The organism is Nakamurella sp. UYEF19 (assembly GCF_040546275.1).
In the GTDB taxonomy this organism is placed as follows: Bacteria; Actinomycetota; Actinomycetes; order Mycobacteriales; family Nakamurellaceae; genus Nakamurella.
In genome coordinates this window covers 90,377-102,148 of sequence record NZ_JBEPNO010000002.1, presented here as the reverse complement: position 1 = coordinate 102,148, position 11,772 = coordinate 90,377, and the positions used below count along the sequence as shown (strand labels likewise).

8 protein-coding genes are annotated in these 11,772 nt (G+C 68.3%); 4 read left to right on the top strand and 4 right to left on the bottom strand.

The features are described from left to right. Positions 1-47 precede the first annotated feature (47 nt). Both ABIB25_RS03655 and ABIB25_RS03650 read left to right on the top strand, forming a co-directional pair. Positions 48-749, top strand: coding sequence for a HEAT repeat domain-containing protein (locus ABIB25_RS03655; RefSeq protein ID WP_354527069.1), 702 nt, complete (start codon positions 48-50; stop codon positions 747-749). 106 nt (positions 750-855) lie between these two features. Continuing rightward, positions 856-1,092 carry a hypothetical protein gene (locus ABIB25_RS03650; RefSeq protein ID WP_354527068.1) on the top strand — a complete coding sequence of 79 codons (237 nt, stop codon included), beginning with the start codon at positions 856-858 and terminating at the stop codon, positions 1,090-1,092. Between the two features lie 60 nt (positions 1,093-1,152). Here ABIB25_RS03650 and ABIB25_RS03645 read toward each other — a convergent pair whose 3' ends face one another. The 4 genes from ABIB25_RS03645 to ABIB25_RS03630 form a co-directional block, all read right to left on the bottom strand. Then, positions 1,153-1,710: a hypothetical protein gene (locus ABIB25_RS03645; protein ID WP_354527067.1), complete on the bottom strand. Its 558-nt coding sequence runs from the start codon at positions 1,708-1,710 to the stop codon at positions 1,153-1,155. 155 nt (positions 1,711-1,865) lie between these two features. Then, complete coding sequence (locus ABIB25_RS03640; RefSeq protein WP_354527066.1) at positions 1,866-2,048, bottom strand: hypothetical protein; 183 nt, start codon at positions 2,046-2,048, stop codon at positions 1,866-1,868. Next, a complete protein-coding gene (locus tag ABIB25_RS03635; protein ID WP_354527065.1) occupies positions 2,045-3,523 on the bottom strand; it encodes a DUF222 domain-containing protein in 1,479 nt (492 codons plus the stop codon). The genes ABIB25_RS03640 and ABIB25_RS03635 overlap by 4 nt, the downstream gene beginning before the upstream one ends. 269 nt (positions 3,524-3,792) lie before the next feature. Then, positions 3,793-4,695, bottom strand: a complete 903-nt coding sequence (locus tag ABIB25_RS03630; RefSeq protein WP_354527064.1) for a LysR family transcriptional regulator — start codon at positions 4,693-4,695, stop codon at positions 3,793-3,795. A 63-nt stretch (positions 4,696-4,758) separates the two neighbouring features. Between ABIB25_RS03630 and ABIB25_RS03625 the strand changes: the two genes are divergently transcribed. Continuing rightward, entirely contained in the window at positions 4,759-6,000 is a 1,242-nt protein-coding gene (locus ABIB25_RS03625) for an MFS transporter (protein ID WP_354527063.1), read from the top strand. Between the two features lie 86 nt (positions 6,001-6,086). Continuing rightward, positions 6,087-11,729 (top strand): RHS repeat domain-containing protein, encoded by a 5,643-nt coding sequence (locus ABIB25_RS03620; RefSeq protein ID WP_354527062.1) that lies wholly within the window; start codon positions 6,087-6,089, stop codon positions 11,727-11,729. Positions 11,730-11,772: the final 43 nt, after the last annotated feature.

Sequence of the window (11,772 nt, the reverse complement as noted above, 5' to 3'; positions counted from 1 at the left end):
GCCATCTTGTCGAGAGGGGTGGATGTGTGCCTGCACAACCTCCTGCCTTGGCAGCCGACGGCCTGCAGTACGGGCTGAACGACCCCGACCCATCTGTGCGGCTGCAGGCCACCTTGGCTGTCGGGACGAGGCCGGACGCACGCTATGTCGAGGTTCTCGTGTCTCAGTGCGCCGACGAGCCCGACTTCTACGTACGCGAGATGCTCACCTGGGCGTTGGTCCGCCACAGCCCCGAGGTGACCGTTCCTCTTCTGCTGGGCGAAGTCCAGGTGGGTGGTGCCCAGGCCCGAAGTCAAGCGCTGCATACCTTGTCAAAAATCGGCGACCCGCGCGGATGGTCCGCCATCACGTCTGAGTTGCTGCAGGATCCAGATGACGACGTGGCCCGCAGCGCGTGGCGTGCCGCCGTCGCTCTCGTTCCCATGGAACGGAAAGCCGGGTTGGCGACGACATTGACGACCCAATTGGGACGTGGCGACCGGGACGTCCAACTGAGCCTCGGCCGCGCCTTCGCCGGTCTGGGTGAGGCCGCAGTCGGCGCGGCTCTGGCGGCGGCAGCCACCCAGAGCAACGAGAACGTCCGCGTCCACGCGATCGCAACTCAGCGGGTTGTCAGCGATCCGGACGAGGGCTTCGATGCCTCCGTTTTCGAGGCCAAGCGCATGTTGGCGCTCATGGAGGCGCCTGTCGACGTCGGGGGGGAGCCCACGACCGATCCGTTTCCCGAGTTCAACACTGATCAGGATTAGAGAAGCAGCGGGGTACCGACGTGCCTAGTGTCATGTCGGGCGCAAAGCGCGTCGCCTCACGCTCGGTCCGCTCTCAGGCGGACCGCCGATCAGAAGGACGAAACTCATGAAAACCATGACCTGCAAGCAACTCGGCGGTCCCTGCGATCTGTCGCTCAGTGCGAGCAGCGGCGACGAGATCATCAAGGCGCAGGATGCGCATCTCAAGGAGATCGTTGCTTCCGGGGACACCGAACACCAGAGCGCCCTGAACGACATGAAAGGCCGATGGAAGAAGCCGATCGCGGGAATGGGTTGGTACCGACAGGTCAAGCGGGACTTCAAGATGCTCCCGGAGAACTGACCGTCTGCCTGTGGTCACCGGCCGACCCTGGCCCCGCCGCCTGGCCGCGGGAGCGGAGATTCAGAACGGTGGTTCGTCGGGGTCGGGGTATTGGCGGGCTTTGTCGGCTGCCAGTTGTAGGCCGTAGGCGATGGGGTCGAAGCGTCTGAGGGTGTTGTTGTTCTGGGTGCGGAACCGTTCGTAGGAGCCGGCGGCGGCGATGTCTTCTTCGATGCGGGCGTTGAACTGTTCCTGCGTCTCCTGGTCGTCTTCGTCGTCTTCGTCGGCGGGCCGGGGGTCTGTGTCCGTGCCGAGGCGGTGGATGAAGGTGGTGCGGTGGTCGAGTTTGATCCGTTGCGCCTTCAGCAGGCGGGTGTTCTCGGTTTCGGTGGCGTCGCGGCGTGCGATGAGGATTTTGGTTTGTTCGGCGTGACTCTGTGCGGTGCTGCCGCCGTCGAGGATGACCGGGGACGTGCGCGCGCAGGGGCAGCAGTCGTGGTGGTCGGTGTCGGGGTCGCTGCCGACAGTCGTTTCCTGCGGGCTGTTTTCGTCGGGGGGATCTGGTCGTTCGTGGTCGGGGATGGCGAATTCTTTGGGGTGGTCGACGTAGTGGTGGCCGGTGGGGCTGGTCCACAGCATGGTCAGGCCGTCGTCGGCGCTGCGGGTGGCGGTCCAGTCGGTGAACGTTTTCAGGAAGTGGTGGTGTCTGGACAGCGGGTCGAGACTTTTCGCGTCGGTCTGCCCACCCCGTTCTGGGTGTTGGTGGTCGAAGGGTTCTCGGTGGTCCAGGTCGCTCAGTGGTCCAGGTCGCTCAGTGGTCCGGGGATCCGGCAGGACGGGAAGCGGCAGGTCCCGGCGGCGGTGAGTACCTGATCGGTGACTGTCTGGGTGGGGATGTAGGCGGTGGATCTGACGGCCATCGCGTGGCCGTGTTCGTTGACGACGATGACCGCGAGGGTTCGGATGGACGTTTTCATCGCGAGGGCGAGGTGGGCGGGCAGGAATCCGTGTCCGGTGAGTTCGGCGGGGTCCTGGTTGACTCGGTGAAGGCGGCCAGGCTCATGGTCAGGTTGAAGTGGGCGCCGCGGCCGTGGTGCTTGGTGATCTTCGACAGTTTCCGGCCCGGCCGCGCGGTGATCGGCTGCGCGGTGATCGGCTGCGGCGCGACAGGAACAGGAACGGGAACGGCTGGCTCGGCGGCCGGGGACGGTGCTGGCTGAGCCGCGGCGGGCACCGCAACCTCGACGGACGCCGCGGCCGCATCGTTCTCCTGAGCCGGGTTCGCCGCTCCGGGATGAGCTGTCGGGTCCTGGTTCTGCTCGGTGCCGGCGCGGGGTTCTCGTCGAGGTCTGTGGTCGGAGTGTCGGTTTCGGCTGAGGTGCCCTGCTCTGCAGGGTCGGCCGGCTCGGTGCCGGCGGGGTTCTCGTCGGGGTCGGTGGTGGGGGTTTGCGTTTCCGGGGGAGGTGGCCTGGTCGTCCGATTCGGTGGAATCCTCCGGGGTGCAGGTGTCGCGGAGGTCGACGAACCCGTTGGCCAGGATCTGCAGGCACATGTCGACCAGGGCGTCGGCGCGGCAGGCGGCGATGCCCCGTTCGTCCATCCCGACGGTGGCCTTGGCGATCCGGTCGAGCAGGTCGAACACGGCGACGGCGCCTTCGGCGGTCAGGTGCGCCCGGATCATCCCCATGCCGTCGACGCTGGGGGTGTGGTCGACGAACCGGTCTTTGCGGGCTTGGTCGGCCCGTTTCTTCGACGCGGTGGGGTCGGCCTGGATGACGCGGAGGTCGATCATCGGGCGCAGCAGTCCCGGGGTGCGGGTTTCGGCCAGCGGCAGTATCTTCGCTTCCACCGCGGTGCGCAGGGTGGGGTCGAGGTTGGCGGTGCGTTCGGCGATCATCCGGGCCCGGGGTAGGTCGATCCGCCCGGCTTTCAACGCCGCGAGGGTGGCGGGGAGTTCTTCGACCAGTTCGACGGCGGCGGATACCCGGTGGGCGGCGCCCAGCGGCGATTGGTGCAGGGCGGCGCTGATCTCCGCGGCGGCCATGTCTTTGGCCCGTTCGGCGATCAGCACATTCATCGCTTCCGGGTCGACCAGCCCACCGGGGCGGTTCGCCAACCCGGTGTGGTCGATCAACCCGGCGATCAGCTTCGTCATGGATCCGCACCGTCCGGGTGTGGCGAACTCCGCGACCGCGGCGATCTGCACGGCCTGCAGGTGGGAGATCAGCCGGTTCGCCGCGACGATCAGATCCGGTAGTTCCGACGGCGACAGCGCTGCCGGGACAGCGGAGGTGACCCATTCGAAGGTGTCCGCAACCGGTACGGCGGCGGGGGTCGGAGCGGGTTCGGGTGCCGTTGTTGGAACCTGCTCCAAGGGTGCAGCGGCACTGTCGTTGCTGGCAGACTCGAAGGGCGTGGCGGGACTGTCGTGGTCATCCGGTACCGTCGCCATCTCAACGCCCCTTCCATCGGATCACCGTTGAATTCCTTCGTACAATAGTTCGAGTCTAGTCGTTTGAAGTCGATAAAGGAAGGGTTCTGCTGCAAGCTGATTGTCCTACCACGTAGCTCGGGTCGATGGTCTGAGGGCTCGGACAGCTGGCTACTGACAACAAGCCGGGGAGCAAGCCGAAGGCGTTACCTGCTGTCATGGTGCGAAGAGAGCAACTCCGGCCCCTTGTCGTCCCGGCCCCAGGCACCGACGAAGGACCAACGACAAAGTCAGGGCCGGAGCATCTCCGGTGCGTGCGCGAAGAGATGGTCGCGGAGTTCCGCGACGGGCGGCGACAGCAGCCGGTCGGCCGACCAGACCAGGGACAGAACACGGGAGGCGCCGGCATCGGACAGGTTCAGCTGGCGGGTCCCCGGTACCTCGTTACCGGGCGGCAGGATGGCGATGCCGAGCCCGGCGGCGACGAGGCCGGCGGCCGTGGTCATCTCCTGGCTCTCGAAGGCATACCGGAGCGGCACTCCGGACTCGCGCAGCAACCGATCGGTGATGGTGCGGACGCCGTACCCGGAGGCCAGGGTGATCAGGTCCTGGCCGGCGAGCTGGCTCAGCCGCACCGGCCCCCGCCCGACCAAGACGTGACCCATTGGCACCAGAAGGACCAACGGTTGCTCGGCCAGCGGCCGGGATTCCCAGCGCTGGTCAACCGGTACCGGCGCCGCCAGTACGAGATCGACTGCACCGCTGGGGATCCGATCGAGGAGACTGCCGGCGGAGTCCTGCACCAGTCGCACGGCCACGTCAGGATGGTCGCTCCTGAAACCTCGCAGCAGCGCCGGGATCACCAGGGGGCCGAGGCTGTGCAAGAACCCGAGGATGACGGTGCCGGTGTCCGGGTCGGCCTCCGCCCGGACAGCTCGAACACCGGCCAGCAATTCGTCCAGCGCGCGGCGTCCACTGGCGGCGAGCAACTCGCCGTGCCTGGTCAGCCGGATCCCTCGTCCGTCCCGCTGCAGCAGCGGCGTTCCGAGATCTCTCGACAGCCGTGCGAGCGAGCGGGACAGTGTCGGCTGCGGGACACCGAGAAACTGCGCAGCCAGAGTGATCTGACCGAACTCGGCAACGGCGGCCAGCTGCTCGAGACCTTCTGCCAGGCCACACGTCTCATACGGCATTGCATGAGTCTAGCCCCGAACATGTATTGGACGTATGAATGAGGCGTACCTATCGTCGTCATGGTGAGTATCGAACAGGCCGCACCGGGATACGCGACCAGAGGCGAGGTCCGGCGCCTCGAGGCGGCCATGCTTGCCGCTGGACTAGCGGCCTTCGGACTGCTCTACGTCACCCAGGCGGTACTGCCCTCGATCGGTACAGCCTTCGGCGTCGGACCGACGATCGCCAGCCTGACGGTGTCGTTCGCGACGGGCGGTCTGGCGCTGGCGATCCTGCCGATGTCCAGCCTTGCCGAATCGTTCGGCCGAGCCCGCATGATGCGATCGGGCCTGATCGCCGCACTCCTGTTGGCCGTCGGATGTGCCTTGAGCAACCAACTCTGGGAACTGCTCACCTGCCGGGCGCTGATGGGCATCGCTCTTGGCGCCGTGGTGGCGGTGGCGATGGGACATCTCGGCGACGAGATCCACCCGTCCAAGGTCAGCGCGGCGATGGGCATCTACGTCGCCGGCAACAGCATCGGCGGGGTGGTCGGTCGACTGGTACCCGGTGTCGCGCTGGACTTCGGGTCCTGGCGGTTCGCACTGCTCGTCTTCATCGCCTTCGCTGCGATGGCGACGCTCGCCTTCGTCGCATTGCTCCCCCAGCCCCGACGCTTCACCCCCATGCCGGCCCGCATCGGCGATCACCTCTCTGCAGCGAGGAACCTGTTGCGCGACAGCGGGATCCGTCGCCTCTGCGGAATAGCATTCCTGCTGATGGGAGGCTTCGTCGCCTGCTACAACTTCCTCACCTTCCGGCTCACCTCGGCGCCGATCGACCTCAGCGGCAGTGCCGCCTCCCACCTCTTCCTCGCCTATCTGGCCGGCACGGTGAGCTCCACCGCAGCCGGCTACTGCGCCGGGCGGTTCGGGAGACGCCGAGTGCTCTGCGCAGGCATCACCCTGTCGCTGGCCGGGCTCGCCCTCACCATCCCGGACAACCTGTGGTCGATCACCGGCGGTCTGGTCATCTTCACCGCCGGCTTCTTCGCCGCGCATTCAACTGCCAGCGGCTGGATCTCGGCCCGCGCCACCGCGAACCGGGCCCAGGCGTCGGCGCTGTACCTGATGGCCTACTACCTCGGATCGAGTGTGCTCGGTGCCGTGGTCGGACTCGCCTTCCTGGCCGGCGGCTGGACTGCCACCGTGGTCGCGATTGCGGCCCTCGCCCTCGCTGCCCTCGTACTCGCCCTTGGCATGGACAGCGGGGCGGCCCCTGACCCGAGCACGGATCACGCCGTCGCTACCGCGTCCCGCGCCTGAGGCAAGGAGCATTCGAACAACACGGAGGTATCACTGCACGGCGCGCTGTCTCCTGGCCGGTACGGCCGAGATGGAGGTTCTTCGTGATGGTGCGCATCAGATTGCTGTGGCTGGGAGTCGCGGCGTCGTTGGTCCTTGCCGGTTGCACGACCGGCGGTCGGGCGGTTCCGTTCCCGAGCGGGACAGCCGGTACCTCCGGCGCAACGACCGGCGCAACCGCACCCACCCCACCCACAACCACCACCGGCACGGCGGCACCGGACGACCCGGCCCTGGACGCGTGCGACATCCTCCGACTGCTCCCGTGCGCCCGTCAGGTGGCGCAGTTCTCCCTGCCGATCGCCGGAAGCAACATCACGCTGACCTACTCCAGCGACCGTGCGGCCGGCCGCACGCAGGACAGTTCGCCGACCGCCGACAAGATCGGTCTCGGTGGCTGGACCCTGTCCGTCCTCGACTCGCTCGACCCGGCCACCATGACGATGATCAGTGGCAGCGGTGTCCGCCGAAAGGTGATGGGGGTCAGCGATTCCGGCCAGACGATGGTGGCCGACCCCGGCGGCGCCGTGGTCGACGTGTTCGACGCGCAAGGCCGAGCGATCGCCGTGACGGACGCGACGACAGGCGCTGCGCTGCAAAAGTTCTCGTGGGGAGCTCACGGCCTGACCGGCGTCTCCGACTCCTCCGGTGTCGCGCTGACCGTCGTCCGGGCGACCGACGGCACTCCGACGCGTCTGGACGTCACCGGCGGTGCCAGCACGTTCCTCACCGCCGGCGCCCCCGACCAGGTCAACAGCACAGTCCTGACCGCCGTCCGCTATCCCGACGGCTCGCAGGCGACGATCAGCACCAACTCCAACGGACTGGTCACCGATCTCGTCGACCGCACGGGCACGGAGTTCAGGGCCGAGTACGACGAGCAGGGGCGGATGGCCGCATCCCGCGACGGCACCGGCGCACGCACCGGCTACCAGCGCGAGCTCGCCGGGAACACCCTGACCGTCACCACCACCCCACCCACCGGTGGCAGCATCGTCGACACCGTGTCCCGGGCCGGGGCCGTCACGACCTGGTTGCACAAGGATGCGGCGGGCACGGCGCAGTCGGTGGCGGCCAACGGATCCGACGCGATCCTGACCGACGCCGACGGCTCGACCTCGACGGTCACCCTCGCCCCGGACCCCCGCTGGGGTGACGACGCGCTGCTGGTGTCGAAGATGGTGAGCGGCACCACCACCGTGACCGGATCCCGGGCAAACTCGGGAACAGACGTCGAGAAGACCTGGTCGGTCGACGGGAACACCTGGAAGTTCGCCTACGACGAGGCCAGCCGGACGACGACCCAGACCGATCCGGCGGGTCTCCGCACGACCGCGGTCCACGACACCACCGGCCGGATCACCGGGACCACCGCCCCGGGCGCCGCACCGATCAGCTACACCTACGGAACAGCGGGCCGGGTCGCCTCGATCACCGTCGGCACCGGGGTCGACGCCAGGGTCTGGACGTACGCCTATTCGGGCGACACCGTCACCGTGACGGACCCGACCGGAGCCGTCCGGACCCTGTCGCTCACCCCGACCGGCGGGCTCAGGAAGCTGCTCGGCCCCGCCGGTTCCGGGTTCGATCTCTCCCTGGACGCGTCCGACCGGGTTATCGGTTTCGGCACTCACTCCGGGTCGAGCTACCGGGTGACCTGGGGGGCCAACGGGCAGATCGCGGCTTTGAACGCGCCGGCCGGACAGGGCGGCCCCCAGTTCACCGGCTTCGACTACGACACCGCCGGCAACCTGGTCAAGCAGTTCACCTCGGACACCACGCTGTCGATCACCCGTGACGCAGCCGGCCGCATCCAGGCCTACAACGCCGGTGCCGGTGGCGTGGCCACCGCCTACGACACCGCCGGCCGACTCACCACGCTGACCTCGACCACCGGCAACCTCAGTCGCAAGTACACGGGCGGATTCCTGACGTCCGAGTCGCTCTCCGGGCCTGTCCGCACCGGGGTCTCGCGGACCACCGACAGCCTCGGCCGCACCACCGGTCTCGCCGTCGCCGGCGGCTCGACCCTTCCCGTCTCGTACGACAAGGCCGGCCAGGTCGACCGTGCCGGCAACCTGCGCATCGTCCGCGACCCGGCCTCTGGATTGGTCACCAGCCGGACCCTCGGCACCCTGACGGCAGCTTTCGAGTACAACCAGTTCGGCGAGCAGGCCCGCGAGACCGTGACCGGACCCGGTGGCCGGACAGTAGCGATGATCGCGTCGTCGCGGGACCGGCTCGGCCGCCTCGCAGCAGTCGCCACCACGCTCGGTACGACGACCGATCACACCTCGTACTCCTACGATCCCGCCGGTCGCCTGGCCTCCGAGAGCACCGGCGGCGCGAGGATCACCTACACGCACGACCAGGCCGGCAACCTGACGTCCGTCACGGACGCCGACGGCAAGATCACCAGCTACACCTACGACGGACGGAACGCACTGATCCGACGCGGGAACACCAGCTACACCTACGACGGCGCCGGCCAACTGGCGACGGCGACGTCACCGGCGGGCACCTCCACCTACCGGTACGACGCCGCGGGGCGACTGCTCTCGGTGGCGCAACCGGGCAAGGCCGCGGTGACCTACTCGCTCGACGGGTTCGGTCGTCGGACGTCGACCAGTGTGGGCGGCAAGGTCACCGGAGCGCTGGTCTACCTGGACGCACTCCGCCCTGCCGCGCAGCTCGACGCCGCCGGAAAGGTGTTGCAGCAGTTCGTCTACACCGGCAGCTCGACGACACCGGACTACCTGACCGCGTCCGGTATCGACTACCTGCAGGTCCCGGACGCCACCGGCGGACCCGGTCTCGTCATCAACGCCACCACCGGCGCACTGACCGACCGGGTCGTCAGGACAGCGCTCGGCATGACCGTCTCCGAGACCTCACCGGATTTCGAGATCATCGGCTACGCAGGCGGAATCGTCGACCCAGCAACCGATCTCGTCCGGTTCGGTGCCCGGGACTACAGCACCACCACCGGCACGTGGACTGCACCGGACCCGCTGACCATCGGCGGTGGCTCGGCGAATCTCTACGAGCACGTCGGCGGCGACCCGGTCAATCGTCGTGACCCGGAAGGCCTGTGCGACTACACCTCTCTCGGCATCAACTTCGGGGCGGGGTTCGGCCCGTATGCGTCGGGATCCTTCGGCGTGGCCACCGCGGGTGGCCAGCTCGGCCTCTACAGCACCTCGGGTCTCGGCATCGGCGCGGGCGCCGGCGTCGGGATCGGGCTCACCTGCCTCGATCGGGACAAACCGTCCGACTCGCCGCCGACACTCGACCCGTTCAGCGGCACCGGACGGACGGCCGACGGCGGCATCGGCCCGTTCAGCGGCGGCGCCGACAAGGGCTACGACAACAACGGCAACCAGACCAGCCACGGCGGGCACATCGGGTTCGGGGAGGGCACACCGGTCGGCGGCTCGGTCACCAAGACCAGTACCAGCTTCCTGTGCCTTTTCGGCTGCTCGCCTCAGACGGTGACGGTCTGCGGTGACCTCGGCTGCTCCGAGGGGCCGAGCAACTCGAACGCCGAGCCGCCACCGACGTCTCCGTCGCCATCGGGAAAGGGACCGCGGAGCACCGGCGACCCGCACCTGTCCACGGCCGACCTCGGCCGGTACGACCTGATGGCCGTCGGCGAATTCACCTGGCTCACCACAGATTCCGGGTCACTGACGGTGCAGGTGCGGCAGCAACCGGCCGCGGGCAGCCGGAGTGTGTCGGTCAACACCGCAGTGGCCGTCGACGTCGGAGGCGATCGCCTGATGATCGCCTCCCCGGACCAGACGGCCCTGAAGGTGACCTCACCGGGTGTGGCCGTCCCGGGAGCGGGCACCTTCACGCTGCCGCACGGGGCCGTCGTGGTGCTCTCGGACGCCATGCTGACCATCACCCTGACCGACGGCACGAAGCTGTGGGTCTACCCGAACCCCCGTGGTCTCGACGTCAACGCCTCCCTGCCGGACTCGTTGCACGGCAGGGTCCACGGATTGGCCGGACCGTTCACCGGGGCCTACACCGGCTCGGTCGAGACCAAGGGCGGTGTCAGCATTCCAATTGATCAGCTGAAGGACTACAAGACGCTCTACCGGACGTTCGGCGACTCGTGGCGGATCACCCAGGCCGCTTCGCTGTTCACCGATCACCCCGGCACCGACTCGACCGCGTTCGACGATCCGACCTTCCCGGACCCCGCTGCTGCGGCGCCGAGTGCAGCAGCGCTGGCGTCGGCGACGGCGATCTGCACCCAGCTCGACCTCACCCGTGCTGATCTGGCGGACTGCATCAAGGACGTCTCGGTGACCGGCGACGCCGGGTTCGCCTCGACCGGCGCGGTGGCCGCTGACGTCGTGCCCGGCGCCGTGTCCTCCGACGCCGTGTCCTCCGGCACCGCGGCCGGGGCTGCAGGCGGAATCGCGCCCGGCCGGACCATCCGGGGGACCGTCACCGCGGGCGGCCGGAACGACTATGCGTTCACCGTGGCCGCGGGGACGGTGGCCTACTTCGCCGCGGATCCGGGGTGTACCCCGCCGCCGGCCGGCAAGGGCTCCATCCTGTGGAACATCACCGACGACCAGCACAGCACGTACACCGGGGCGACCGAGATCTGCGGCGACCAGGGCCGCGTGCTCTTCGCGAAGGCGGGCACCTATCACCTCGTCGTGGTCAGCGCCGACGGCGCCAGCGGCGCCTTCTCGGTGACCTGGAGAACCTCCAGACCAGATCTGAGCAAGACCCTCACCTCCGGGTCGACCGCGACCGGCGACATCGACCTCCCGGGCGCCAAGGACGTCTACGCAGTGGCGGTCACGGCCGGCACCGTCGGGTACTTCGCGGCCGCCGCGGATTGCGTGAACCCGCCCCCCGGCCAGGGCAACATCTACTGGTCGTTGCAGGACCCGGGCGGCAGCACTTTCACCGGGGCCACCGAGATCTGCGGCGACCAAGGCCGCGTGGTGTTCCCGACCACCGGCACCTATCTGCTGGTGGTGATCAGCGCAGGGGGTGGCACCGGGGCATATACGGTGAGCTGGAAAACCTCTCGACCCGACGTGGTCGAACCCCTGGTCTCCGGGGCAACCGTCAGCGGCGACATCGACCTGCCCGGCGCCGACGACGTCTACACGCTGGCGGTCACCGCGGGGACGGTCGCCTACTTCGCAGCCGCCGCCGGATGTGCGGATCCTGCTTCCGGACCGCTGTACTGGTACCTGCAGAACCCGGATTCCGGCACGTTGACGGGGGCTTCGGACGTCTGTACCGACCAGGGACGGGTGGTGTTCCCGACGGCCGGCACGTACCGGCTGCTGGTCACCAGCAACCAGGGCAGCATCGGCAAGTACACCATCAGCTGGAAACCGTCCCGGCCGGACCTGTTGCGGCCGTTGGTCATCAGTTCGACCCAGAACGGCCGGATCGACGTTCCGGGAGCGCACGACAACTGGACCTTCACTCTGCCAACGTCGACGAAACTGACGTTCACCGCGACCACCGGGTGCGTGAGCAGGAACATGAGCTGGCAGGTACAGAAGGCAGACGGCGGGACGGTCTCGGGATCCGCCGACATCTGCTCGGACCTCGGCGATCTCACCCCGCCCGCGGGCAGCTACCAGCTGTCCGTCTCGGGCTACCAGCAAGCGACGGCTGACTACTCGTTCAGCACGTCGGCGGGGTGATGCGCGCGCCCCTGATCAGATCAGAACCGGACCTCAGCCGCGG

Coding starts and splice junctions, on each gene's coding strand:
- ABIB25_RS03650 (WP_354527068.1), top strand. CDS start 856: ATGAAAACCATGACCTGCAAGCAACTCGGCGGTCCCTGCGATCTGTCG.
- ABIB25_RS03645 (WP_354527067.1), bottom strand. CDS start 1,710: ATGCTGTGGACCAGCCCCACCGGCCACCACTACGTCGACCACCCCAAA.
- ABIB25_RS03640 (WP_354527066.1), bottom strand. CDS start 2,048: ATGAAAACGTCCATCCGAACCCTCGCGGTCATCGTCGTCAACGAACAC.
- ABIB25_RS03635 (WP_354527065.1), bottom strand. CDS start 3,523: ATGGCGACGGTACCGGATGACCACGACAGTCCCGCCACGCCCTTCGAG.
- ABIB25_RS03630 (WP_354527064.1), bottom strand. CDS start 4,695: ATGCCGTATGAGACGTGTGGCCTGGCAGAAGGTCTCGAGCAGCTGGCC.
- ABIB25_RS03620 (WP_354527062.1), top strand. CDS start 6,087: ATGGTGCGCATCAGATTGCTGTGGCTGGGAGTCGCGGCGTCGTTGGTC.